General features: G+C 70.6%; 21 protein-coding genes. 9 read left to right on the plus strand and 12 right to left on the minus strand.

What is annotated here, in order from left to right:
• The 3 genes from H036_RS22390 to H036_RS0109860 all read right to left on the minus strand — a co-directional run.
• A partial coding sequence (locus tag H036_RS22390) for a radical SAM protein (RefSeq protein WP_036488051.1) occupies positions 1–485 on the minus strand: 485 nt, incomplete at its 3' end.
• Between the two features lie 149 nt (positions 486–634).
• The gene (locus tag H036_RS0109855) at positions 635–2,239 is read right to left on the minus strand and encodes an Ig-like domain repeat protein (RefSeq protein WP_017934620.1); all 1,605 of its coding nucleotides are present in this window, start codon (positions 2,237–2,239) and stop codon (positions 635–637) included.
• 165 nt (positions 2,240–2,404) lie between these two features.
• Positions 2,405–4,387, minus strand: a complete 1,983-nt coding sequence (locus H036_RS0109860; protein WP_017934621.1) for an Ig-like domain repeat protein — start codon at positions 4,385–4,387, stop codon at positions 2,405–2,407.
• Between the two features lie 150 nt (positions 4,388–4,537).
• Here H036_RS0109860 and H036_RS0109865 point away from each other — a divergent pair, with 150 nt between their 5' ends.
• Positions 4,538–5,488 carry a hypothetical protein gene (locus tag H036_RS0109865; protein WP_017934622.1) on the plus strand — a complete coding sequence of 317 codons (951 nt, stop codon included), beginning with the start codon at positions 4,538–4,540 and terminating at the stop codon, positions 5,486–5,488.
• A 9-nt stretch (positions 5,489–5,497) separates the two neighbouring features.
• On the opposite strand, the gene H036_RS0109870 is transcribed toward H036_RS0109865, so the two are convergent.
• Both H036_RS0109870 and H036_RS0109875 read right to left on the minus strand, forming a co-directional pair.
• Positions 5,498–6,529, minus strand: coding sequence for an LLM class F420-dependent oxidoreductase (locus H036_RS0109870; protein WP_017934623.1), 1,032 nt, complete (start codon positions 6,527–6,529; stop codon positions 5,498–5,500).
• 39 nt (positions 6,530–6,568) lie between these two features.
• The gene (locus H036_RS0109875; RefSeq protein ID WP_017934624.1) at positions 6,569–7,183 is read right to left on the minus strand and encodes a DUF6328 family protein; all 615 of its coding nucleotides are present in this window, start codon (positions 7,181–7,183) and stop codon (positions 6,569–6,571) included.
• On the opposite strand from H036_RS0109875, the gene H036_RS0109880 reads away from it, so the two are divergent.
• Both H036_RS0109880 and H036_RS22395 read left to right on the plus strand, forming a co-directional pair.
• Positions 7,182–7,919: an acyltransferase gene (locus H036_RS0109880; protein WP_017934625.1), complete on the plus strand. Its 738-nt coding sequence runs from the start codon at positions 7,182–7,184 to the stop codon at positions 7,917–7,919. The genes H036_RS0109875 and H036_RS0109880 overlap by 2 nt on opposite strands.
• Positions 7,920–7,992: 73 nt before the next feature.
• Entirely contained in the window at positions 7,993–8,835 is an 843-nt protein-coding gene (locus tag H036_RS22395; RefSeq protein ID WP_017934626.1) for a glycerophosphodiester phosphodiesterase family protein, read from the plus strand.
• 77 nt (positions 8,836–8,912) lie between these two features.
• Here the strand turns inward: H036_RS22395 and H036_RS0109890 are convergent, their stop codons facing one another.
• From H036_RS0109890 to H036_RS0109900, 3 genes are read right to left on the minus strand one after another with little or no spacing between them, the layout of a single operon-like run.
• Positions 8,913–9,242 carry a hypothetical protein gene (locus H036_RS0109890; RefSeq protein WP_017934627.1) on the minus strand — a complete coding sequence of 110 codons (330 nt, stop codon included), beginning with the start codon at positions 9,240–9,242 and terminating at the stop codon, positions 8,913–8,915.
• The gene (locus H036_RS0109895; RefSeq protein WP_017934628.1) at positions 9,235–9,927 is read right to left on the minus strand and encodes a hypothetical protein; all 693 of its coding nucleotides are present in this window, start codon (positions 9,925–9,927) and stop codon (positions 9,235–9,237) included. Before H036_RS0109895 ends, H036_RS0109890 begins: the two co-directional genes overlap by 8 nt.
• A complete protein-coding gene (locus H036_RS0109900) occupies positions 9,918–10,532 on the minus strand; it encodes a PspC domain-containing protein (protein WP_017934629.1) in 615 nt (204 codons plus the stop codon). The genes H036_RS0109895 and H036_RS0109900 overlap by 10 nt, the downstream gene beginning before the upstream one ends.
• A 132-nt stretch (positions 10,533–10,664) precedes the next feature.
• On the opposite strand from H036_RS0109900, the gene H036_RS22400 reads away from it, so the two are divergent.
• Positions 10,665–11,921 (plus strand): ATP-binding protein, encoded by a 1,257-nt coding sequence (locus H036_RS22400; protein ID WP_017934630.1) that lies wholly within the window; start codon positions 10,665–10,667, stop codon positions 11,919–11,921.
• 28 nt (positions 11,922–11,949) lie between these two features.
• Positions 11,950–12,594: a LuxR C-terminal-related transcriptional regulator gene (locus tag H036_RS0109910; protein ID WP_017934631.1), complete on the plus strand. Its 645-nt coding sequence runs from the start codon at positions 11,950–11,952 to the stop codon at positions 12,592–12,594.
• Between the two features lie 87 nt (positions 12,595–12,681).
• Here the strand turns inward: H036_RS0109910 and H036_RS0109915 are convergent, their stop codons facing one another.
• Positions 12,682–13,200, minus strand: a complete 519-nt coding sequence (locus tag H036_RS0109915) for a MarR family winged helix-turn-helix transcriptional regulator (RefSeq protein ID WP_017934632.1) — start codon at positions 13,198–13,200, stop codon at positions 12,682–12,684.
• A 56-nt stretch (positions 13,201–13,256) separates the two neighbouring features.
• Between H036_RS0109915 and H036_RS0109920 the strand changes: the two genes are divergently transcribed.
• Together H036_RS0109920 and pcrA are read left to right on the plus strand one after the other, a co-directional pair.
• Entirely contained in the window at positions 13,257–14,474 is a 1,218-nt protein-coding gene (locus H036_RS0109920) for an MFS transporter (RefSeq protein ID WP_017934633.1), read from the plus strand.
• 50 nt (positions 14,475–14,524) lie between these two features.
• The gene (pcrA, locus tag H036_RS0109925) at positions 14,525–16,954 is read left to right on the plus strand and encodes a DNA helicase PcrA (RefSeq protein WP_017934634.1); all 2,430 of its coding nucleotides are present in this window, start codon (positions 14,525–14,527) and stop codon (positions 16,952–16,954) included.
• A 183-nt stretch (positions 16,955–17,137) separates the two neighbouring features.
• Here pcrA and H036_RS0109930 read toward each other — a convergent pair whose 3' ends face one another.
• From H036_RS0109930 to H036_RS24370, 3 genes are all read right to left on the minus strand, one after another.
• Positions 17,138–17,941, minus strand: a complete 804-nt coding sequence (locus H036_RS0109930; protein ID WP_017934635.1) for a dolichyl-phosphate beta-glucosyltransferase — start codon at positions 17,939–17,941, stop codon at positions 17,138–17,140.
• On the minus strand, positions 17,938–20,028 hold the full coding sequence (locus H036_RS0109935; protein WP_017934636.1) for a glycosyltransferase family 39 protein: 2,091 nt from the start codon (positions 20,026–20,028) through the stop codon (positions 17,938–17,940). The genes H036_RS0109930 and H036_RS0109935 overlap by 4 nt, the downstream gene beginning before the upstream one ends.
• A gap of 97 nt (positions 20,029–20,125) precedes the next feature.
• Positions 20,126–21,412 carry a M23 family metallopeptidase gene (locus H036_RS24370; RefSeq protein WP_051068656.1) on the minus strand — a complete coding sequence of 429 codons (1,287 nt, stop codon included), beginning with the start codon at positions 21,410–21,412 and terminating at the stop codon, positions 20,126–20,128.
• Between the two features lie 264 nt (positions 21,413–21,676).
• Between H036_RS24370 and sucC the strand changes: the two genes are divergently transcribed.
• Together sucC and sucD are read left to right on the plus strand one after the other, a co-directional pair.
• The gene (sucC, locus tag H036_RS0109945; RefSeq protein ID WP_026145932.1) at positions 21,677–22,843 is read left to right on the plus strand and encodes an ADP-forming succinate--CoA ligase subunit beta; all 1,167 of its coding nucleotides are present in this window, start codon (positions 21,677–21,679) and stop codon (positions 22,841–22,843) included.
• A 16-nt stretch (positions 22,844–22,859) separates the two neighbouring features.
• Positions 22,860–23,756: a succinate--CoA ligase subunit alpha gene (sucD, locus tag H036_RS0109950; RefSeq protein WP_017934638.1), complete on the plus strand. Its 897-nt coding sequence runs from the start codon at positions 22,860–22,862 to the stop codon at positions 23,754–23,756.
• Positions 23,757–23,847 lie beyond the last annotated feature (91 nt).

Consider the following 23,847-nt stretch of genomic DNA (forward strand, 5'->3'; position numbering starts at 1 on the left):
AACACCCGGATCGCCATCGCGCGCACGTAGGACAACGTCGAGTCATAGCCCCGAGACTCCAACCACGCCGCGGCCTCGGGCCAGCGGTCCTCGGGCCGATCCCCCAGGGTGAACAGCGCCTCCAGGCAGCCCAACTGCGCGCCCTGGGCCGCGATCGCGAGGATCTCATCAGGGGAGAGGAACGGCTCGCGGCCCTCGCGTGCCGCCTGCGCCGGGGTCTCCACGAACGTGCAGTAGTGGCACCGATCCCGGCACAACCGCGTGATCGGGATGAACACCTTGGGCGAGTAGGTCACCACCCCCGGGCGGCCGGCCGCGACCAGGCCGGCATCACGGACCTTCGCCGCGGCGGCACACAACCGGTCGAGATCCTCACCCCTAACAGCCAGCAACACCGTCGCTTCGGCTACGTCGAGGGCGGCGCCACGCTCGGCGCGCGCAAGCGCCCGGCGTACCTGCTGGGGAGTGGGGGCTGGCTGCGACATCTCTGCCAGGCTAGCGTCCTGCGGAACCCGTCCGGGTAGCCCGGTCCAAATGGCTGAGGGGTCCGGAGCCCCCACACGGCTCCGGACCCCTCAGCGGGACCAAGTAAACGCGCTGATCCTGTCCTGTTCCGGACACCGTCAGCGATCGGTCACTTGACCTTGACCTTGACGGTCTTGGTGAACTTGGCGACGGTGGCCGACCCGGCGTACTTCGCCGTGATCGTGTGGGTGCCCTTGGTGAGCCTCTTCTTGAGCTTGAGGACGATCCTGCCGTTCTCCACCGTCGCGGAGCCGATCAGCTTCTTGCCGTCGTAGACCTTCACCTTGCCCGGAACCGCGCTGGCGCCGCTCAGGGTGAGGATCAGCTTCTTGGAGCGGGTGGTGAGCGCCGCGGCCTTGATCGAACGCACCTTGGCGGCCTGTGCGGCGAGCGTTCCGCGGGCTGCCACGCTGCTGAGGATGCCGTTGATCGCGGTGACGGTGATCGTGTACGCGTCACCGGCGACCAGGGGCACGTCGTCGTACCCGAGCATGACGTCGGTGGGATCGGTCTCGTCGTCGGTGACCAGGTCAGGCCGCGCCGGGTGGGTGGTGTCGTGCAGGGCGACGGTGTAGGTGATCAGGTCGTCCACATCGGCGGGCCAGGCCGAGGACCCGGTGACGGCCGGCGGGGTGAACGCGACGTCAGCGGTGGTGGCGTCCCGCTGCGCCGTGACGTGCGAGGGCGCGCTGGGGGCGGTGATGCGGTCGATCACCGGAGCCGAGTCGTCCGAGGGCGTCTCGACGGCCGTCAGGGCCCCGCGGTCGAGGGTCACGGCGAGGCCGTCGACATCGGGCGTGTACGCCGGAGCCGGGTGCTCGTCGTCGTCATAGCGGCCGAGCGAGGCGACGGCGTAGGCAGTGATCTCGCTGTCGCCGGCGGCATAGACCGTGCGGCCGTCGAGCGAGACGGTCAGGCCGTCGGCGCCGTCGATCGGCTGCGCGGCGCGGCGGGTGCCGCCCCTGACCGCGTAGAGGGTGGGGTCGTCGCCAGTGGTGGCGACGTAGCTCGTGCCGTCGGCCGCCACCGCCAGCGCGGTCGGCGGCGTGTCCACGTCGCCCGGTCCGAGCGAGACCGTCGTCGGCGTCGTCGCCGCGGCGTGCGAGCCGATCGACCAGAGCCGGGAGGTGCCGTCGGACGAGGTGCCGGAGAACTCGAAGGTGCCGCCCGTCGGGTCGAAAGCCGCCGAGCCGACGTTGGCCAGCGTCGTCACCGGCGTGGTGGCCGTGGGGACCGTGGCGTCGCCGAGACCCGCGACCGGGTAGACAGCGGCCTCGGCGGAGCCGACCACGCCCAACTCGGTGCTGTCGGCGGAGATGGCGAGGGCCACCGGCTCGGTGGCATCGCCCGGCAGGGCCGTGGTGACGACGGTACCGTCGTCACCGATGGTCCACAGCGTCGCGACGTCGTCGCCGTCCTCGTCGGGCAGCGTGCCGACGACGTATGCGGTGGTGCCCTTGACGGCGAGGTCGGCCAGGCTCGCATCCTCGCCGAGGTCGACCAGGCTCGGCGTGCCACCCGTGACCCGGACGAGATCCGCGTTGCCGTCGCCGTCCTCGCCGGCGACGAAGAGAGCGCCGCTGGTGGTCGCTGTCACCTTCAGCGGCGTGAAGCCGGCGGGCCACGCCGAGACGGCGTGGACCGGAGGGACGGAGCAGGCGATGGTGGTGGCCGCGAGAGCGGCGGCGGCGATGCCGGCGGACAGCTTCCTCATCCGGGTCTTCCTCCCTGGTGCCGGCTCGCGCTGAGCCGCCTCATCGCACGTGATCGGCACCGTGGGAGGGCGGCTGAGGAGACTGCCGGGCGACGAACAGCGCCGGCGCCCGTCGAGACGGACACCGGCGCTGCTTCGCAAGGAACGTGACCAGGGGTCAGGCGGTTACTTGACCTTCACCTTGACGGTCTTGCTGAACTTGGCGACGGTGGCCGAGCCGGCGTACTTCACCGTGAGCTTGTGCTTGCCCTTGGCGAGCTTCTTCTTGAGCTTGACGACGACCTTGCCGTTCTTCACCGTGGCGGTGCCGATCAGCTTCTTGCCGTCGTAGACCTTGACCTTGCCGGGCACGGTGGTGACGCCGGCCAGGGTCAGGGTCAGCTTCTTGGAGCTGGACTTGACCGGCGCGACCTTGACCTTCGTGACCTTCACCGGCTGGGCGGCCGCCCTCACTGCGACGACGTTCGACCTGACGGTCGCCGGGGTGTACCCGCCGAGGTCGGCGGTGACGATCACGCCCACCTTGAGGCCGACCAGGTCGGCCGTGGGCGAGAACGTCGCCTTGGTCGCGCCCTCGACCGCGCCACCGAACTCGCCGCCGGTGTAGAACCACTGGTAGCTCAGCTTGGCCCCGGTCTTGAAGGTGTTGTTGCTGACGGCTGCGGTAAGCGTGGAGCCGACGACGGCATTGCCCGTCACGGTGACGGTGGCGCTTCCGGGAACGACCGCCTGCGGGGCCGCGATCGTGCCGGTCGCCGCCTCGCTGGTGAACAGGCCATTGGTCGCGGTGACAGCGACCGTGTAGGCGTCGGTGGCGACCAGCGGGGTGTCATACCCGACCGTGATGTCCGTGGACGAGGTGTCCTGCACGATGTCGTGGGCGGCCGGGTTCGTGGTGTCGTGCAGGGTGATCGTGTAGGTCACCAGGTCCTGGAGGGCGTCCGGCTGCGCCGAGGAGCCCGTCGAGCCCGCAGCGGTGAAGGAGACGTCGGCCGTGGTCTCCTCGCGGTCCGTGGCCGTCACATGGGACGGCGCGCTCGGGGCGGTCACCACGTCGATCTTCTGATCGGTGACGGTGCTGGTCTCGGTGGCGTCGTCATAGCTCTGCTGGCTCTCGGCGATCACGACGTCACCGTCGGCATCGAGGGCCACCGCGTCAGCGCTGTCGTCCCCGGTGCCGTAGTCGGCGTTGGGGTTGTCGCCGTAGGTCCCCAGAGCGTCGGTGGCGAGGGCGATGATGCCACCGAAGAGGGTGACGTACGCGGTCGAGCCATCGGCAGTGAGCGCCAGTCCCTGGGCGCCACCCAGCGCCTGGAAGACGGGCGCGCCGTCGCCAACCGCATAGAGGCCGCCCCCGTCACCGTTGACCGTGGTGACGTAGGCGGTGCCGTCGGGGCCCATCGCGATGCCGCTCGCAGAGGAGTTGCCGTCCGCAGTCTCGACGACCTGCGAAGCCACGTCGCCGAAGGCGACGTCACCGCCATCGGTGTCGAGCGACCAGAGGTCGACGGCGCCGGCATAGGTGGAGGCGGCGACGTCCAGGGTGTCGCCGCTCGGTGTGAAGGCGATGCCGCCGATGCCGCTGATGCCGACCGGCTCGTCCGTGTCCTCGTCCACCCCGCCGGTGGGCATCGTGGCGGTCGGGTCGAGGTCGCCGTCCAGCACGACCACACTGTCCCAGCCGGCGACGGCGATGCGGTCGCCGTCGGAGGAGACCGCGACGGCCTGAGGCGTTCCCGTGTCGGGAAGGGTCTCGGCGGCGCTGGCGGTGCCGCCGGTGACGGTCCACAACTCGGCATCGCCGGTCAGGTCGTCGGTGCCAACGACGAACACGGTGTTGTCGTGCACGGCAAGTGCGGTCGGGTCGGCGTTGGAGCCGAGGTCGAGCGTCGTCACTGCGCCGTCCACTACCTCGACGAGCGCGCCCGCGGTCGCCTCCCAGGTGTCGCCGCTGTCGTCGGACTGCTGGACTCCGGTGTCGTAGGTTCCGACCAGGAACACTGCGCCGTCGGTCGTGGTGACGAGATGGCTCGCGTGGAACTGGTCCGGCCATGGTGACGGCGTTGTCGCGCTGGCAGCGCCGCCCGAGCAGACGATCCCGGTCGTGACCAGGGCAGCGGCCGCAATGCCGCCGTACAACTTCTTCATCAATCCTCCAGCTATGGGTCTCGACCTGAGACCACACATCATCGATCGGGCCGTGACCCGCGGGCGGCAGGAGAACCTGTGGCCGGGGCCGGACATGGCCGAGATCGGACGATGCGCATGCCCGACGCCCTTGCGTGAAACCATCACGGCATGCCACCTCGCCATCTGGAGCTGCTCGCGATCGCGCTGCGGGCCAGGCCCCGCACTGTCGCCGCGCTCAGCGAGGTGGCGATGCGCGACGAGCGGACGGTGCGAGACCAGTTGTCCGAGCTGGCAGCCGAGGGTTATCTCGCCGTGCACGGCGAGGACATCCACTACCTCGCTCCCGACGAGGCCGTCGCCGAGGTCGTACGCCGCCGGTCGCACGAGGTCAGCCAGGAGGTGAGCAGCCGTCTGGAGGAGCTGGTCGATCTGGTCGCCAAGCTCCCGGCGCTGGCCCGCGACTGGGAGATCGGTGGGGCCAGCCACGGCATCCTCGACGTCGAGGTGTTCCACGGCTGGTCCGCTGTCACCGACCTGTGGCACCAGGTCATCCAGAAGCAGGACCTGCGGCGTACAGACATCGTGCTGCCGGACGCGTCTCGGCTCTATGTCGCCGATCCCGAGATGCAGACGGTGTGGCACAACGTCGTCGGCCGCGAGGGCAACCGTGCCCGCATCATCGGCAACCTGGCCGACACCGCACGCCCCGAGGCGGCCGACCGGATCGGTCAGGAGCTCAGTGCGGGGGTGGAGATCCGCATCACCGCGGAGCCGATCAGCTGGTTCTGGGTCGCCGACGGGGAGGTGGTGGCGCTCCCACTGAAGTGGGGCGAGGGGTGGCCGACCTCGACGATCGCCATCCGCAGCCCCGCGGTGGCGGGGTTGGCCCAATGGGTCTTCGACGAGATGTGGGCCGAAGCCGTACCCGTGCGCGAGGAGCCCGCCAGCTGGGATCCGCTGCTGCGGCTCATGTCCCGTGGCGCCACCCTGGAGGCGGCGTCACGGGCGCTCGGCATCTCCGATCGGACCGGCCGCCGCCGGGTTGCCGACGCCATGGACCACCACCGGGTCTCGAACCTCTTCGCGCTCGGCGCGGCCTGGAGCCGCAAGCGCGGCTAGGCATCAGAGCTAGGAGAGCCACTCCTTGACCTGGCCGACGGCGGCGAGGGCGTCGGTGCCGGCCGCGGGCGTGACCTGCAGGCTGGTGATGCCGGCCTCGTCGAACGCGGCGATCCGCTCCTTGATGTAGGACGCGGGGCCGACCAGGTTGCCCGCCTCCAGCCACTCCATCGGCACCAGCGCCTCCGCGTCGCGCTTGTGACCGTCCAGGTAGAGGTCCTGGATCTGCTTGGCCTCCTTCTCGAAGCCGAACTGGCAGGCCATGTCGTAGTAGAAGTTCTTGCCGCGCGCACCCATGCCGCCGACGTAGAGCGCGTAGATCGGGCGCATCTGGTCCAGCAGGCCCTTGACGTCCTCGCCGATGGCGAGCAGGCCCCCTGCGCTGATCTGGAGCGGACCCAGCTCGGTGCTGCGCTTGGCCTTGCCGGCGGCGAGTGCGTGGCCCCAGACCGTCTGGACCTTCTCCGGGTAGACCATCAGCGGCAGCCAGCCATCCGCGACCTCCGCGGTCATCTCCACGTTCTTATTGCCGAGGGCCGCCACCCACAGGGGTACGTCGGAGCGCTCGGGCCGGTTGAGCAGCTTGAGCGGCTTGGCCAACCCGGTGCCCTGGCCCTCCGGCAGCGGCAGCTTGTAGAGGCCGTCGCTGGTCAGCGTCTCGCGGCGCAGGCCGCGGCGCAGGATGTCGATGATCTCGCGGGTGCGTGCCAGCGGGCGGTCGTAGGGAACACCGTGGAAGCCCTCGATCACCTGGGGGCCGCTGGCACCCAGCCCGATGATCGCGCGCCGCCCGGAGACGTTGTCGAGACCGGCAGCGGTCTGCAGCAGCGCGGCGGGGGTGCGGGAGAAGATGTTGAGGATGCCGGCGCCGAGCTCGACCCGCTCGGTCTTGGCCGCCAGGTAGCCGAGCAGCGAGACCGCGTCGAAGCCGTAGGCCTCCGCCACCCACAGCTGGTCCAGGCCCGCCTTCTCCAGGCCGACCACCTGATCGGCGGCCTCGCGCGGGTTGCCGGAGTAGGCCAGTTGCGTCGAGAGCTTCATGACAGCGATTCTGTCAGGTTGCCGGAGTGCCGGCCGCGCCTACCGCGGTGAACGGTCGGTGTTGCGCAGCAGCCACTGCGGCAGCACGCCCAGCAGTCCGACCAGCGCCAGGGCGAGGACCCCGGCACTCACCCACGCCCAGGTGCGGTCGCCGACCACGTCCACCACGAAGAACCCGATGCCCGTCACCAGCAGCGCGAGCGTGACCAGCACGGCCGCGATCAGGCGGCGTCCTGCCACCACGACGCGATCCTTCAACAGGCGGCCCGAGAGGCGTTGGTGCACCGCGACCGCCGACATCACCAACGAGGTGGTGAGCAGGGAGAGCGCGACCAGGATCAGGTAGGTGACCCGCTGGGTGGTGTCGAGGGTCGCGAACCGGCTCTGGAACGGCAGCGTGAGCAGGAAGCCGGAGGTGAGCTGGGCACCGGTCTGCATCACCCGCAGCTCTTGGAGCAGGTCGTCGAAGAGCCGGTCCATCCGCTCCGCGTGCGTCTCCTCGCGGCCGTCGGCCCGGTCGTCATGTGCGTCCTCACGGCGCGCCTGCCCCGGCACGCCGGGCTCGCCGCGCTCCGGGTGGTGGTCCGGGTCGTGCTCCGCCGACGTGTCCATCCCCTCCGGGTTGCCCAGTCCGGGGTGGTAGAAACCCCGCATGTCTACTGCCACCGCGTGGAGCCGGGGCGAGGCCCTCAGCGCGCCTCATCGGCACCGGCTGCTGGGCGCCGGCGTCGACCCGGACATCCTCGGCGTACTCGACCTGCGGCGGGTGTTGGACCCGATGCCGGCGTGGTGGCACGAGGGCGGCAACGCGCTCTACCTCAGCGACGAGGCCGTGCTGGCACCCGCGCTGGTCGAGAGGCTGGCGCTCTATCCCTTCGCCGACGTCGTGCTCGTGGTCGCCGCGGATCTGACCAACCTGGTCTCGCTGTTGGTCGGCGGCGACGGGGCCACCGTGTTCTTCGGCCCGCGCACCGAGCTGACCGCCGGCGACGTCTACTGCGGCGCCCGCTCCTCGGTGATCCTCAACGGCGAGGTCGTCGCGACCCGGTGCGCGGTGATCGACGCCCGCAACGGCGGCGGCATCGTCGCCGAGACCGACCAGCTGTGGGCGGCCGACGTCTATGTCGCCACCGACGACATGCACCGGCTCGAGGACGTGCTGACGGGGGAGCGGATCAACCCGTACGGCGCCACCATCCGACTGGGCCGGCACGTCTGGCTGGGCCGTGACGTGGTGCTGACCGGCCACGTGGAGATCGGCGACGGTGCGGTCGTCGGCGCACGCAGCCTCGTGCGCGGTCAGAAGGTGCCGGCACAGACGGCCGTGGCCGGTACGCCGGCCCGGATCATCCGCGAAGGGGTCACCTGGCGCGCCGACGACGCCCCCTGATGGTCACCAACGGTTAACACTCCATCGTCCGGGGAGCGTTCCGCGCTTCAACCCGGCTCGGGACCGTGGTGGCATGCCTCTCGTGATCGGCCACCGCGGTGCCCCGGGTCACCTCCCCGAGCACTCCCTGGAGTCCTACCGCCTCGCCATCCGGATGGGTGCCGACGCGGTCGAGACCGACATCGTGATGAGCAGCGACGGCGTCCTCGTCGTACGTCACGAGAACGAGCTCTCCCGCACCACCGACGTGGCGTCGCGGCCGGAGTTCGCCGAGCGCCGTACGGTCCGGCACGTCGGCGACAAGGTGCGCGGCGGCTGGTTCACCGAGGACTTCACCTTCGCCGAGCTGCGCACCCTGCATGCCCCGACGGTGCACGAGCCGATCATCAGCCTTGATGAGCTGCTGCTCCTCGTCGCCGAGGAGTCGGCTCGCGCGGGCCGCCGGATCGGGCTGCACATCGAGGTCAAGCACCCTGCCTACTTCGCCGCCGCGGGCCTCCCCATGGTCCAGCCGCTGCTGCAGACGCTGCGTGACCACGGCGTCGATCTGCCCGGCAAGCGAGTCTGGATCCAGTCCTTCGACCCGGAGTTCGTCCGGCGGATGGATCCGCTCACCTCGCTGCCGCTCGTCCAACTGGTCGATGAGACCTGGAGCCGGATCGACTGCCATGCGATCGCCGCGTACGCCGACGCGATCGGACCGCGTCGCACGATGGTCCTCGGCGCCGACGGCGCGGTGCGGCCGCTGCTCGCCGAGGCGCACCGTGCCGGACTCAAGGTCTTCGTCTGGACGCTGCGCGGCCCGGTCAGCGCACACCGCGCCATGCTCGCCGCCGGCGTGGACGGGGTCTTCACCGACTATGCCGACCGTGCCGTCGAGGCGCTGGCACGCAGTGTGGTCGGCGAGCCCGCCTAGCAGTCGAGAAGTCACATTCTGCGGGTTGAGTGTCCACCATCGTGGACACTCAACCCGCAGAATGTGACCTCTCGACATCAGCGGCCCACGCCGTGGCGGCGAAGGCCCGAGACCGCCACCGCGATCAGGCCGACCCCGCCGCCGATCACCCACGGCAGCGGCAACAGCCAGCGGATGTCGGTCCCGGTCACGGTGTCGCTCTGCACCAGCGCCCAGCCGCCGACGATCGCGAGGAAGACCAGGCCCATCACGAGGTGGCCGACGTTGACCGGGTGCGAGCCCGTACGCCGCGCACCCTCGTCGTACCGAGGCTGTTCTGTGGGCTCGACCTCGACCGCCTCCTCGAGCAGCTCGGTGTGCTCCGGCTGCTCCGGCTCGCCGGGCAGGAATCGGGTCTCGTCACTCATCGCTGGTCTCCACGGTGATCTGGCCGACGTTGAGGTTGGCGTGGATGTACAGGGGAACGGTGGTCAGGCTGCCGGTGACCGAGCCGCTGTTGCGCGGGTGGATGCCACCGTGGCCCTCGCCGAAGATCTCGACCTGGCCCGGCCCCTTGACCACGCCGTCGGCCGTGGTCGAGATCTGCGGTGGGACGACGATCTCGATGCTGCCGACGTGCCCGGTCACGGAGATGGACCGACCAGCCAGAGCAGTGGGGTCGCTCACCTGGGACAGGTCGAGCCGGAGCTCGCCGGTGGCGAGGCGGTAGTCGGTGCGAAGGGCCGCCGTCGAGGTGGGGGCGTAGTGCACGCTGCGCCCGTGTCCGTCGAGCTGCCACTTGTCCGCGGCCAGGCTGCCAACGAGCACGAAGCTGGCCAGGAAGCCGAGCAGGATCAGGCCGCCTGCCCGGCCCCAGAACGCGCCCAGGACCAGCATCAGGCCGATGATCCCGACCGCGAGCGCCGGGTACGCCGGACCGGCGACCGAGGCGCCAGCCAGGTCGACGATCCCGAGCACGCCCTCCGCCAGCGCGATCAGCGCGATGGTGAACCAGAACAGGATCGGACCGCGCTTGCGGGGATTGACCGGAGCGGTCGGTACGCCGATGGGCGCGGCGCCGGTCGCCGAAGGCTGCAGCTGTGTCAGCGCCACCGGGTCGGTCGAGCGCAGCTGCGTCTGCTCCGGGGCCCACGGCGTCTGCTGTGCGGCGGCATAGGCCCGGGACGAAGGCTCGGGGCGATCCCCGAGCCGGCACCGGGAGCGGTGGCACCGGGCGCCGGGGCGCCGGTGGCGCTGACCGGCTCCCGACGCCCCGGCAGCCGGAGCTCGCCGCGGCGCTCGCCGATGATGAGCAGCGCGATCACCGCGATGACGAAGACGGGCCACGGTGCGTGCAGGTGCCCGGCCGTCTCGCCGAGCAGGGCGAGTGCGGCCAGGCCCGCGACGAGGTAGAGCAGGAACGACCGGCTGCGCTCGTCCAGCCGCACGATCGCCGAGGCCTTGCCCTCCTCGGGCACCAACAGCCAGACGCCGATGTAGAGGATCAGGCCGGCTCCGCCGAAGAAGATCAGCACCACCAGGGCGACCCGGACGATGATCGGGTCGATGCGGAAGTGCTGGGCCAGGCCGCCGCCGACTCCGGCGATGTGCCGGTCGCCGACACTGCGGCGCAGGGCGCCGAGGTGGTGCGGTTCGGGTGCCCCGGGTGGTGTGCCCGGACCTGGCTCGTGCGGAGCATCGGTCGGAGTCGTGGTCATGGCTCAAGCCTCCCGGGACCGCCGCCGTACCGCTATCGGGGAGTCCCCTGATCCGTGCGGGGGGCCCTGAGACGCGCATCAGGGACCTTCCGCATGGAACCGCGTGCGCGCGCGTGTGACGATGGCACCACGATGAGCGAGCTCCCGATGCCCCCCAAGGCCTATCGCGACACCGAGACGGGGATCGTCGGCGGGGTGGCTGCAGGCCTGGCCGACCACCTGCGGGTGTCGGTGATGTGGGTGCGCGTCTTCTTCGTCGCGGCCGCGCTGCTCAGCGGGCTGGGCGTGTTGCTCTATGCGGGGCTGTGGCTCTTCCTGCCGGCCGCGCCGACCCACGAGCCCAACACCCCCGGTGCGGAGAGCGCCACCCGCGGCGGCCGCCGGCCGGGCCGGATGCGCCGGCTCACCGACGCCGGTCCCGCGATCGCGCTGGCCGTGCTGGGCTTCGGCGCGGTGCTGCTGGTGGAGTCGGCGCTCGGCATCGGGACGCTGTTCTGGCCGGTGGCCATCGCGGTGGCAGGGGTCGCGCTGCTGTGGCGTCAGGCCGACGAGGCGCAGCGGGAGCGCTGGCTGGACGCGGGGGAGCGGCTCGACCCGGCCGCGCTGGTCTTCGGCCGCGGCGGCTGGGCCTCCTACCTCCGGGTCGCGGCGGGCGTGCTGCTGGTGCTGGTGGCGTTCGCGCTGTTCTCGCTGCGCGGTGGCTCGGTCGGCGATGCCGGTCAGCTCCTGGTGGCGTTCCTGCTCGGCTTCGCCGGCATCGGCGTCATCGTCGGCCCGTGGGCGCTGCGACTGGTCTCCGACCTCGGCGCCGAGCGGGCCGAGCGGGTCCGTACCCAGGAGCGCGCCGACGTCGCTGCCCACCTGCACGACTCGGTGCTGCAGACGCTGGCGCTGATCCAGAAGAACGCCGAGGACCCCGCGACCGTCGCGCGCCTCGCCCGCTCCCAGGAGCGCGACCTACGGTCATGGCTGTACGCCGACGTGGTCTCGCCCGATGCCAGCATCGCCGCTGCGCTGCGGCAGGTCGCGGCCGAGGTGGAGGACGTGCACGGGGTCGCCGTGGACGTGGTGGCGGTGGGGGACGGTCCGCTGACGGCGAGGCTGCAGCCGCTCGTCGCGGCGACGCGTGAGGCCCTCACCAATGCGGCCAAGCACGCGGGCGTGGCGCGGGTGGACGTCTACGCCGAGGTGAACCCCGGCACGGTCGAGGTGTTCGTCCGTGACCGAGGTGTGGGCTTCGTGCTCGACGAGGTCTCCGAGGACCGTCACGGCGTACGCGACTCGATCCGGGCGCGGATGGAGCGGCACGGGGGCAGCGCCCAGGTCAGGACGGGGCCCGGCGAGGGCACCGAGGTGCGGCTGCAGATGCCGTGCGAGGAGGAGCAGTGAGCGAACCGATCGTCAGGAGCCGGGTGTCATGAGCGTACGAGTGCTGGTCGTCGACGACCACGCGATGTTCCGCAGCGGCGTGCGGGCCGAGCTCGCCCAGCAACCGGGCATCGAGGTGGTGGCCGAGGCCGAGGACGTCGACACCGCGGTCAAGGCGGTGGCGGCGCACCAGCCCGAGGTGGTGCTGCTCGACGTACATCTGCCCGGTGGGGGCGGCGTCGAGGTGATGCGACGGGCACCCAGCATCGAGGGCCGGCCGCGCTACCTGGCGCTGTCGGTCAGCGACGCCGCCGAGGACGTGATCGGCACCATCCGTGGTGGTGCGCGGGGCTATGTGACCAAGACGATCACCGGGCCAGAGCTGGCCGCCGCCATCGAGCGGGTGGCCGGGGGAGACGCGGTCTTCTCGCCGCGGCTGGCGGGCTTCGTGCTGGACGCCTTCTCCGGCGTCATCGAGGTGGCCGCCGTCGACGAGGACCTCGATCGGCTCACCGAGCGAGAGCGCGAGGTGATGCGGCTGATCGCGCGCGGCTACTCCTACAAGGAGGTCGCCAAGGAGCTGTTCATCTCGATCAAGACGGTCGAGACCCACATGTCCAGCGTGCTGCGCAAGCTGCAGCTCTCCTCGCGCCACGAGCTGACCCGCTGGGCCAACGACCGGCGGCTGCTCTGATGCCGAGTCGTCCCATCTAGAGGGTTGAGAGGTCACTTTCGGCGGGTCGAGTGGCCGCGCGACCCGGCCGGTCGCAGGCTGCTTCGCTCAGCCCTCCTCGATCCTCAGGGTCAGCTCCTTGAGCAGAGCTGCCAGCGTGTGCCTCTGATCGGGGGTCAGTACGCCGAACAGCTCGTCCTCGGCGCGGCCTCGCAGCCGCATCGCCCGGCGCCAGATGTCGCGGCCCGCCGCGGTCGCCTCGACGTGCACCCGACGGCGGTCGGCGGGGTCGGTACGGCGCTGCACCCAGCCGGACCGCTCCAGGATGTCGAGGCGGCCGGTCATGCCCGCGTTGCTGATGTCGAGGTCCTCGGCGAGCTCCGAGGGGCCCGCCTTGCCAGGGGTGTCGCGGATCATCAGGGCGTGCAGGGTGTCGTACTCGAAGTCCTGCAGTCCGACCTCGGTGACCGCCTGCTGCTTGGCGCGCTGCAGGTGCTTGCGCACCCGCAGCAGCCTGACCGTGATGGCCTCGACGTCGTCGTCGAAGTCGATGTCGATCCAGTGGTCGCGCCAGCGCTCGACGTGCCGATCGGCCCAGTCCTCGCGCGCATCGCTCTGGCTTCCCATGGCGAGGATAATAGTTCGGTAGCGAATATTTCGTTAGCGAACTAATATCTGTCGCCGTGACCACCGTTGCCATCGAGCGTGCCGGCGTCCTGCGCCACCGGGAGTTCCGGCTCCTGGTCAGTGGCAGCACCGTCAGCTCGTTCGGCAACGGCATCACGCCGGTGGCGCTGGCCTTCGCCGTCCTCGACCTCGGCGGGAGTGCAGCGGAGCTGGGTCTGGTGGAGGCCGCCTTCAGCGCCGCGGAGGTGCTCACCACGCTGCTCGGCGGCGTGCTGGGCGACCGAGTCTCGCGCCGCATCATGATGCAGGGCTCCTCGCTGGGCAGCGCGCTCGTGCAGGCGGTGCTCGCGCTCACGCTGGTGCTGCACCACGCCTCGATCGGCAGCCTCACCGTGCTCGGCTCGGTGGCCGGCGTGCTCTCTGCGCTCAGCGGACCGGCGTCCAAGGCGGTGACCCGGATGACGGTGCCGGAGGCGGATCTGGCCGGGGCCGTCGCCACGCGGGCACTGCTGCAGCAGCTCGCCATGACGATCGGGTACGCCGTCGGCGGGATCCTCGTGGCTCTCGTCGACGCAGGCTGGGCGATCATGATCGACGCGGCGACCTTCGCGGTCGCGGCGGCCTGCTTCTCCCGGCTGCGGATCCCCGAGGTGACCGCCAGCCCGCGCGGCACCGTGCTGGCCGAGCTGGGCGACGGCGCCCGCGAGGTGCTGCGGCACGCCTGGTTGTGGATCCTGATCGGCCAGGCGATGCTCTACCACCTGTTCTACGGCGGCGCACAGAACGTCCTGGGGCCAGTCGTGGTCGGCCAGCAGATGGGCCGGGCCGCCTGGGGTGCGGCGCTGGCCTGGCTGATGGTGGGCTTCGTGGTGGGTGGCCTGGTCTGCCTGCGCTGGCGTCCGCGCCGTTCACTCTTCGCCGGTACGGCCCTGCTCGCCACGACCGCGCTGCTCCCGCTCGCGATGGCGTTCGCGTCCTCGCCGCCGCTGGTCTGGGCCGGTGCGCTGCTGCACGGGATCGGGCTCTCCATCTTCTCGGTCTTCTGGGACCTCGCGATCCAGCAGAACGTCCCCGACGACAAGCTCTCGCGGGTCTACTCCTTCGACATGGTCGGCTCGTTCGTGGCCCGGCCGCTGGGGCTGGCGCTGACCGGTCCGATCGCCGAGGCGGTCGGCTTCGACCGGTGGCTGGTGGTCGTCGCAGCGGTCATCGGCGGGTCGAGCCTGCTGGCGCTGCTCTCCCGCGACGTACGCCGGCTCGAGCTGACTCGCTGACCCCCGCCGGGGCCGCTTCTGTCGGTGGCTCGACATAGGGTTGTTGCAGCATGAGACCACCCCAAACGCCTGCCACCGACGCCGCCGCTCTGTTCGCCCTGCCCGAGGAGCGCCCTGCCCGTCGCGGCCCGAGCCGCGAGGAGCTGCTCGCCGGGCTCAACGAGCCGCAGCGCGCCGCCGTCACCCACGAGGGTGTGCCGCTGCTGGTGGTCGCCGGTGCGGGATCCGGCAAGACCCGCGTGCTCACCCGCCGGATCGCCTGGCTGATCAGCGAGCGCGGCGCCCACCCGGGCTCGATCCTGGCCATCACCTTCACCAACAAGGCCGCGGCCGAGATGAAGGAGCGCGTCGAGAACCTGGTCGGCCGGCGTGCGCGGATCATGTGGGTGAGCACGTTCCACAGCGCCTGCGTGCGGATCCTGCGCAAGGAGATCGACAAGCTCGGCTACAAGTCCAACTTCACGATCTACGACGCCCAGGACCAGAAACGGCTGATGGGCCTGGTGGTCGGCGATCTCGACCTCGACCCCCGGCGCTACCAGCCGGCGCAGGTGCTCAACTGGGTCAGCGACCAGAAGAACGAGCTGCGCGACGCCGAGGACGCCGCCAAGGATGCGAAGAACCAGCTCGAGGAGAGCTACGCCGCGGCGTACAAGCTCTATCAGAGGCGCCTGCGCGAGGCGAACGCCCTGGACTTCGACGACCTGATCATGACCACGGTGCACCTGTTCCGGCAGTTCCCGGACGTGCGCGAGACCTATCGGCGACGGTTCCGGCACGTGCTGGTGGACGAGTATCAGGACACCAACCACGCGCAGTACGCGCTGATCCACGAGCTGTGCGCCGACAGCCCCGACCCGGGAGGGTTGGTCGAGCCTGTCGAGACCTCGCCCCGGACCGCACCCGCCGAGCTGATGGTGGTCGGCGATGCGGATCAGTCGATCTACGCGTTCCGCGGCGCCAACATCCGCAACATCCTCGACTTCGAGCAGGACTTCCCCAACGCCACCTCGGTCCTCCTGGAGCAGAACTATCGCTCCACCCAGACGATCCTGACGGCCGCCAACGCCGTCATCACGCACAACAAGGGCCGCAAGGAGAAGCGGCTGTGGAGCGAGGCCGGCGACGGCGAGCGGATCGTCGGCTACGTCGCCGACGACGAGCGCGACGAGGCCCGCTTCGTCAGCGACGAGATCGACAAGCTGGTCGACGGCGGTCACAAGGCCAGCGACGTCGCCGTCTTCTACCGCACCAACGCCCAGAGCCGGGTCTTCGAAGAGGTCTTCATCCGCACCGGCCAGCCCTACAAGGTCGTCGGCGGCGTGCGGTTCTACGAGCGTCGCGAGGTGCGCGACGCGCTCGCCTACCTGCGCACGCTGGCCAACCCGGCCGACCAGGTGTCGCTGCGGCGGATCCTCAACACCCCCAAGCGCGGCATCGGCGATCGTGCGGTGGAGTGCGTCGACGCGCTCGCCCAGCGCGAGGGCCTGACGTTCTGGGAGGCCCTCCAGCGCGCCGACGACGCGCCCGGCCTGGCCACGCGGAGCGCCACCAACATCCGGGGCTTCGTCGCCATGATCACCGAGCTGCAGTCGATGGTCGAGGGCGGCGAGCGCGCCGACGTCATCCTCGAGTCGACCTTGGCCCGGTCGGGCTATCTCGAAGAGCTCGAGGCCAGCGACGACCCGCAGGACGCCACCCGAGTGGAGAACCTCGCCGAGCTGGTCGCCGTCGCCCGTGAGTTCTCCGACGACCCGGTGGCGGGGCCGAGCGCGGATCCCGCCGATGTCGACGCCGGCATCCTCTCGCCGGGCCTGACCGACTTCCTCGAGCGGGTCGCGCTGGTCGCTGACTCCGACTCGATCCCGGAGGGCGAGGACGGCGTCGTCACGCTGATGACGCTGCACACCGCCAAGGGGCTGGAGTTCCCGGTGGTCTTCCTCACCGGCATGGAGGACGGCGTGTTCCCGCACTCGCGCGCGCTCGGCGACACCGCCGAGCTCGAGGAGGAGCGCCGCCTCGCCTACGTCGGCATCACCCGCGCCCGCGAGCGCCTCTACATCTCCCGTGCCGTGGTGCGGTCGGCCTGGGGCGCGCCCGCGCACAACCCTGCGAGCCGCTTCCTCGACGAGCTCCCGGTCGACCTGGTCGACTGGCGGCGTACTGAGGCGGCGATGACGAAGTGGGGCAGGCCCGACCTGGGTGGCGAGCGGTTCGGCAGCGGTCTCGGCAGCATCACCGGCACCGGCCGCCGCAACTTCTCCTCGGCCGCCATCCGCGCAGACGCCGCGGCCAAGTCCAAGCCGGCCCGCGAGGTGCCCTCGCTGGCACCCGGTGATCGGGTCACGCACGACACGTTCGGCCTCGGCAGCGTGGTCACCATCGAAGGCGTCGCGGAGAAGACCGTCGCCTCGATCGACTTCGGCACCCAGGGGGTCAAGCGACTTCTTCTCCGCTACGCCCCGGTGCAGAAGCTCTGAGCATCGCCGGCCGACCCGGCTGAGCATCCCTCCAGGTGTCGGGTCGGGGTGAGCGGAGGGCGCCGCCGGAGCGCTGCCGGACGACGCGCCGGCGAGGAACGAGCCGCCGCGCGGCGGGAGGCCTGCTCCAAGGTGCCACTCCGCTCACCCCGACCCGACACGCGGCGGCACTCAGACCGAGCCTCAGCCGGCCAGGCTCTGCACCCAGCTGGAGGCCGGCGGATCGGTACGACGCAGCCGGTGGATGCCGCGCAGATCCTCCAGCACGGTGGACACGATGTCGACGCGGGAGTCGGGGTCGTCAGTCCAGAGCACCGGTACCTCGTGGATCCGAAGGCCGGAGCGCTGAGCGAGCACCAGCAGCTCGGTGTCGAAGAACCAGCCGTCGTCCTGCACGCGGGGGAGCAGCTGCTCGGCCGCCTCCCGACGGATCGCCTTGAAGCCGCACTGCGCGTCCGCGAATCGCGCGCCGAGCCGCCAGCGCAGCAGTCGGTTGTAGCCGCGGGAGAGCAGCTCGCGCCTCGGGCCACGGCGTACCCGACTCTCGGGATGCAAGCGTGAGCCGATCGCCAGGTCGGCCTGGCCGTTGAACAACGGCGTGACGAGCGGCAGGAACGAGCGCAGGTCGGTCGAGAGGTCGACGTCCATGTAGCAGAGAACGTGGGCGTCGGACACCGACCAGGCTGCCTTGAGAGCGCGGCCGCGGCCCTTCTCCGCCAGCCGGACAGCTGTCACGCTGTCCAGCTCCTCGACCAGCTCCTGCGCGACGGCCCAGGTGTGGTCGGTGCTGGCGTTGTCCACCACCACGATCCGGTAGTGGGAGGAGAGCCCGCCGAGGAAGGCGTTGACGCGGCGTACGGACGCGGCCAGCTGCAGCTGTTCGTTGTAGACCGGGATCACGACCTCGAGAGCGGGCGCGACCATGCTTCCCACGAGTGCTGCATGCAGGTGCGCGCTGGTGCCTTCGGGCCTCTCGAGGGTGCTCACGTGTTGTCTCCCGTCGTGGTGGTGGAGTCGGTGGTCCCGGTACTGCTGCTGGGCTGGGTGAGGTCGTAGACGGTGGTGCTGCCGACCGTCTGCGCGGTGTAGTGCGAGCTGACCCACTGCTCGATCGAGGAGCTGGAGCCGCTGCTGCCGGTGCCGCCGGCGCGGCCTGCGAAGCCGCCGCCGAAGCCGCTGCTGCTGGCGACGTAGTAGTGGATCTTGCCCTCGGAGACCCACGCCTCGAACTGCGCCAGCGTCGGGCCGTCGGCGGTGCCGTTGAATCCGCCGATCGCGATCACCGAGGTGCCGGTCGCCAGCTCGTAGCTCGCCGCGTTCTGGGAGCCGCTCACGGCCGCACTCCACGTGTACGACGAGGCGTCCTTGGTCAGCAGGCTCTTCAGCTCGCTGCTCACCGACGCGCCCTCGAGCAGGCCGCCGCCACCAGCACCGCCACCACCAGCGGCCCCGCGGCCGCCGAAGCCGCCTGCGCCGGGGAGGCTGTTCTGGCCGGTCGTGCCACCTTGGGCACCACCCGGGGCACCGCCCGGGAAGCCGTTGCCGAAGCTCGGCCGGCCGCCGGCCCGGCCGCCCGGCGCGCCGCCCGGACGACCGCCGGGTCCGCCCATCCCGCCGAAGCCTGTCGAGGAGACCGGGCCGGCCGTCACGATGGAGCCGGTGTGCGGGGTCCGCACCGTGTCGATCGTGTACGCCGCCGGCCCGACGAACATCCCCAGCACGGCCCCGACCAGCACCGCGTTGGTCAGGCGGCGGCGCCACGGGAGCAGGAGTGCCGCAGTGCCGGCCAGGCCGAGGATGAGCGCTACCCAGCGCAGCGCGTCGTACGGCTGCTCGTGCGCCTGGTGCAACAGCACGAACGCCCAGACGGCGCTACCGCCGAGAGCGATCGCGAGCGCGGCCCGCGCCTGCCAGGCGGTACGGCGCTGCCACAGGATCGCGGCGCCGATGGTTGCGGTCATCGCGATCCACGGGGCCAGTGCGACGGTGTAGTAGTCGTGGTAGATGCCGGCCATGTAGGAGAAGACCAGGCCGGTGGCCAGTATCGAGATGCCGGTCATCAGCAGCGCCGCGCGCGGCAGGTCCGTGCGTGGCGCCCGACCCCGCGCGATTACGCCGGCGACCAGCACGATCAGTGCCCCCGGCAGCAGCCAGGCGACCATGCCGCCCGAGACGCCCTCGAAGAGACGCAGCAGACCGACGCCGCTGCTGAAGCCGGCGTTGCCGTGGCCGCCGGTCTCGTTGCCGTTGAGTCGGCCGAGGCCGTTGTAGCCGAACGCGAGCTGGAGGATCGAGTTGTCGGTGGAGCCGTCGACGTAGGGCCGCGACGACGCCGGCACCAGCTCCACGATCGCCACCCACCAGCCCAGGCTCACGACCATCGCGGCGAAGCCGCCGAGGAGGTGGAGGATCCGCTTGCGCAGCGTCGTCGGGGCAGCCAGCAGGTAGATCAGGCCGAACGCGGGCAGCACGAGGAACGCCTGCAGCATCTTGGTCAGGAACCCGAAGCCGAGGAGTACGCCGGCGAGCAGCACGAGCCGACCCGAGGCCTTCTCGGTGGCGCGCAGCACGACGTACCCGGCGGCGGTGAGCAGGAAGAGCAGCATCGCGTCCGGGTTGTTGAACCGGAACATCAGGGCCGCGGCAGGGGTCAGCGCTGTCGCCGCACCGGCGATGATGCCGGCGGTGTGACCGTTGACCCGACGAACGGTCAAGAAGACCAGGTAGACGCAGCCCACGCCCAGCAGCGCCTGCGGCACCAGGATGCTCCACGAGCTCATCCCGAAGATCCGCGCCGAGAGGCCCATCAGCCACAGCGAAGCGGGCGGCTTGTCCACCGTGATCGCGTTGCCGGCGTCGAGCGAACCGAAGAACCAGGCCTTCCAGCTCTGCGAACCGGCCTGGGCGGCGGCGGCGTAGAAGGAGTTGGCGTAGCCCGACTCCGAGAGGGTCCACAGGTAGGTGAGCGCGGTGCCCGCCAGGAGCGCGAGGAGCGAGCCTCCACGCCAGCCGAGCAGGCGGCTGCGGGTCGTGGCGGGTGCGACCGGCGTGATGGGAGGGGCGAAGGTCGTCATGCCTCCACGGTGACAACCAGGCCTGATATCCGGGTGAGCCGTTCCTGAAGGCTGCCCTCGAATAGCGTCAAGTCTTCGTCAAGGACGAAGGCCCGACTCAGCTCTGGTTGGCGTCGGGGTCGATGCCGTGTGCCTTGAGCGCGGGGTCCGGGTCGACCGGGTCGCCGCCGCCGGGGCGGACCTCGAGGTGGACGTGCGGGCCCGTCGTGTTGCCGGTGGAGCCGACGAACCCGATGGTCTCGCCCTCGGTGACCTTCTCGCCGACGGTCGCGCCGAAGCGGACCTGGTGGGCGTACCAGAGCTCGGTGCCGTCGGGGAGGGTCTCCACGGTGCGGTTGCCGTAGGCCCCTGCCCAGCCGACCTCGGTGATGGTGCCGCCGGCCACGGCATGGATCGGGGTGCCGGTGGGGCAGGCGAAGTCGAGCCCGGTGTGGACGGTGGCCCAGAGTCCGCTGACGTCGTCGAAGCGGCCGGTGAGGTGGTAGCCGCCCGCCGTGATCGGCAGGCCCCACTGGTTGGCGGCCTTCCACTTGTCCTGCGAGGCGGCCTTGTCGTTGATCTGGTTCAGCGCCTCATTGCGCTCCTGGACCGCCTGGTTGGCCTGGGCGGTGACCGTGCGGTCGAAGCTGCGCGAGACGGTGGCGTTGCGCTGGGCGGAGGTGCCGACCTGACCGACGTCGCTGGCGCCGGCCAGCGCGCTGGCCGCGACGAAGCGGCCGCTGTCGCCGGCGTGGGCGGGAGCGTGGGCAGCGGTGACAGCACCACCGACCGCGATCGCGAGCGAGGCCACCCCGAGGGCGAGCGGCGCCGAGGGAAGCCGCTTGATCAGCGGGTTGCCGGTGCGCGTGGCGGTGCCTGCGCCGGCACGGCGCTTGCCGGTGGCGATGACCGGGATGTGCGAGGTCGTCTCGGTGCTGAAGTCGGTGGCGTAGGCGGCCGTCTCCTCGAAGGGCGGCAGCGAGCCGGTGTCGATCCGCAGGTCGCGCCAGGCGGTCTCGAGCGTGGTCTCGACGGCTGCCTCGGCGAGGTGCTCCAGCGGCTTCTCGACATCGATATCGAGGATGGCGATGGCGGTAGGCAGCTGCGCCTCGGCCACCCGCCGCGGCATCGGTACGCCGAGGGCGGGGGCGGCTGCCGCAGCGGCGACGGCCGTCGGACCGGCGGGATGCGCTGCCGGGGGCTGCGCCTCGATCGGCTGCTCGTCGACGGCAACCGCCGCGCGGCGCTTGCCGACGTAGGGCTTGGGCTCGGGAGTTTGAGGCTCTACCTGGGCGGGAACCTCGAGCGCCGGAGCGGCACGGCGCTTCCCGACGTACGAGATCGGCTCAGGGGTCGCTTCCGAGGGTTGGCTGTCGACGACGACATCCGCTCGGTGGTTACCCATGTATTCATCGCTCCGCTGCTCGGGGTTCAGACGGCGAGCCATGACTCTAACGGACCGGTCTGGACCGTCAAGAATCGCCTCACCCGAGAATCGGCAGCACGCGCTTAGATCTGACCGTATGGCGTGCGTCACGTCAAGCACCCCAGGGCTCGTCGCTGGCGCTGAGCAGGACTAGTGTGCCGGAGGATCACCGAGCGACCGCGCCCGCCTTTGCGCGCCCGCTGCTCGCCCGACGTACAACCGACATAGAGACATGGTGGATCAGTGGATCTGATGGAGTACCAGGCGAAGGAGCTCTTCGCTAAGCACGGTGTCGCAACCACCCTCGGTGTGGTCGTGGAGACCGCCGAGGACGCCAAGGCCGCCGCCGAGCAGATCGGCGGCGTCACCGTCATCAAGGCGCAGGTCAAGGCCGGCGGCCGCGGCAAGGCTGGCGGCGTCAAGCTCGCCAAGACCCCCGATGAGGCCTTCGAGCACGCCAGCAACATCCTCGGCATGGAGATCAAGGGCCTGCGCGTCAACCGCGTCCTGGTCACGCCGGCGACCCCGCCCCAGGAGGAGTACTACTTCTCCTTCCTGCTGGACCGGTCGAACCGCCAGTACCTGTGCATCGCCTCGGTCGAGGGCGGCGTGGAGATCGAGGAGGTCGCCAAGACCAACCCCGACGCCGTCAAGCAGATCGGCATCGACCCCGGCAAGGGTGTCGATGCGGCCAAGGCCCGTGAGATCGCCACGATCGCGGCGTTCCCCGAGCCCGTCTTCGAGCAGGCCGTGGAGCTGATCCAGGCGCTCTACAAGACGTTCGTCGAGGAGGACGCCACCCTCGTCGAGGTCAACCCGCTGGCCCGTCTCGAGGGCGACAAGCTCGAGGCGCTCGACGGCAAGGTGTCGCTGGACGACAACGCCTCCGAGGTGCGTCACCCCGACCACGAGCAGTTCGAGATCCGGGAGGAGGCCGACCCGCTCGAGGCGAAGGCCAAGGACCTCGGCCTCAACTACGTGAAGCTCGACGGCCAGGTCGGCATCATCGGCAACGGCGCTGGCCTCGTCATGAGCACCCTCGACGTCGTCGCCTACGCCGGCGAGGCACACGGCGGCGTCAAGCCCGCCAACTTCCTCGACATCGGCGGTGGCGCGAACGCCCAGGTGATGGCCAACGGTCTCGACGTCATCCTCAACGACGCGCAGGTCAAGGCCGTGTTCGTCAACGTCTTCGGCGGCATCACCGCCTGTGACGAGGTGGCCAACGGCATCAAGGGCGCGCTGGAGCTGCTCGGCGAGAAGGCGACCAAGCCGCTCGTGGTCCGTCTCGACGGCAACAACGTCGACCTCGGCCGTCAGATCCTGACCGACCTCAACCACCCGCTCGTGACCGTCGTCGACACCATGGACGGCGGTGCCGACAAGGCCGCCGAGCTGGCGAACGCCTGAGACGGGGAGAAGAAGAATGAGCATCTACCTCAACAAGGACAGCAAGGTCATCGTCCAGGGCATCACCGGCGGCATGGGTGCCAAGCACACCGCCCTGATGCTCGACTCCGGTGCCCAGATCGTCGGCGGTGTCAACGCTCGCAAGGCCGGCACCACCGTCACCCACAAGGACGCCAACGGCGCTGACGTCGAGTTGCCGGTCTTCGGCACCGTTGCGGAGGCCATCAAGGAGACCGGCGCGAACGTGTCGGTGCTCTTCGTGCCGCCGGCCTTCACCAAGGCCGCCGCCATCGAGGCGATCGACGCCGAGATGCCGCTGATCGTCGTCATCACCGAGGGCGTTCCGGTCCAGGACAGCGCCGAGGTGTGGAGCTACCTCCAGGGCAAGAAGACCCGCATGATCGGTCCGAACTGCCCCGGCATCATCACCCCGGGTGAGTCGCTGGCCGGCATCACGCCGCACACCATCACCGGCAAGGGCCCGATCGGTCTCGTCTCCAAGTCGGGCACGCTGACCTACCAGATGATGTACGAGCTGAAGGACTACGGTTTCTCGACCGCCATCGGCATCGGCGGCGACCCGATCGTCGGTACGACGCACATCGACGCCCTCCAGGCCTTCCAGGACGACCCGGAGACCAAGGCGATCGTGATGATCGGCGAGATCGGCGGCGACGCCGAGGAGCGCGCCGCGGCGTACATCAAGGAGCACATCACCAAGCCGGTCGTCGGCTACGTGGCGGGCTTCACCGCGCCGGAGGGCAAGACCATGGGTCACGCCGGCGCGATCGTGTCCGGCTCGGCCGGCACGGCTGCCGCGAAGAAGGAGGCCCTCGAGGCCGTCGGCGTCAAGGTCGGCAAGACGCCGTCGGAGACCGCTGACCTCATGCGGGAGATCATGAAGAACCTCTGAGCCTCGGCTCGGTGCAGGGCGCCTCGGCTGCTTCGGCGGCCGGGGCGCTCTTCATTTTCTGGGGTGTGGCTGTGCTGGGTGTGGCTGCGCT

Source organism: Nocardioides sp. Iso805N, from assembly GCF_000364605.1.
GTDB lineage: Bacteria > Actinomycetota > Actinomycetes > Propionibacteriales > Nocardioidaceae > Nocardioides.

Coding starts and splice junctions, on each gene's coding strand:
- H036_RS24370 (WP_051068656.1), bottom strand. CDS start 21,412: ATGGGTAACCACCGAGCGGATGTCGTCGTCGACAGCCAACCCTCGGAA.
- H036_RS0109865 (WP_017934622.1), top strand. CDS start 4,538: ATGCCACCTCGCCATCTGGAGCTGCTCGCGATCGCGCTGCGGGCCAGG.
- H036_RS0109880 (WP_017934625.1), top strand. CDS start 7,182: ATGTCTACTGCCACCGCGTGGAGCCGGGGCGAGGCCCTCAGCGCGCCT.
- H036_RS0109860 (WP_017934621.1), bottom strand. CDS start 4,387: ATGAAGAAGTTGTACGGCGGCATTGCGGCCGCTGCCCTGGTCACGACC.
- H036_RS22395 (WP_017934626.1), top strand. CDS start 7,993: ATGCCTCTCGTGATCGGCCACCGCGGTGCCCCGGGTCACCTCCCCGAG.
- sucD (WP_017934638.1), top strand. CDS start 22,860: ATGAGCATCTACCTCAACAAGGACAGCAAGGTCATCGTCCAGGGCATC.
- H036_RS0109935 (WP_017934636.1), bottom strand. CDS start 20,028: ATGACGACCTTCGCCCCTCCCATCACGCCGGTCGCACCCGCCACGACC.
- H036_RS0109855 (WP_017934620.1), bottom strand. CDS start 2,239: ATGAGGAAGCTGTCCGCCGGCATCGCCGCCGCCGCTCTCGCGGCCACC.
- H036_RS0109875 (WP_017934624.1), bottom strand. CDS start 7,183: ATGCGGGGTTTCTACCACCCCGGACTGGGCAACCCGGAGGGGATGGAC.
- H036_RS0109900 (WP_017934629.1), bottom strand. CDS start 10,532: ATGACCACGACTCCGACCGATGCTCCGCACGAGCCAGGTCCGGGCACA.
- H036_RS0109870 (WP_017934623.1), bottom strand. CDS start 6,529: ATGAAGCTCTCGACGCAACTGGCCTACTCCGGCAACCCGCGCGAGGCC.
- H036_RS0109890 (WP_017934627.1), bottom strand. CDS start 9,242: ATGAGTGACGAGACCCGATTCCTGCCCGGCGAGCCGGAGCAGCCGGAG.
- pcrA (WP_017934634.1), top strand. CDS start 14,525: ATGAGACCACCCCAAACGCCTGCCACCGACGCCGCCGCTCTGTTCGCC.
- H036_RS0109915 (WP_017934632.1), bottom strand. CDS start 13,200: ATGGGAAGCCAGAGCGATGCGCGCGAGGACTGGGCCGATCGGCACGTC.
- H036_RS0109910 (WP_017934631.1), top strand. CDS start 11,950: ATGAGCGTACGAGTGCTGGTCGTCGACGACCACGCGATGTTCCGCAGC.
- H036_RS22400 (WP_017934630.1), top strand. CDS start 10,665: ATGAGCGAGCTCCCGATGCCCCCCAAGGCCTATCGCGACACCGAGACG.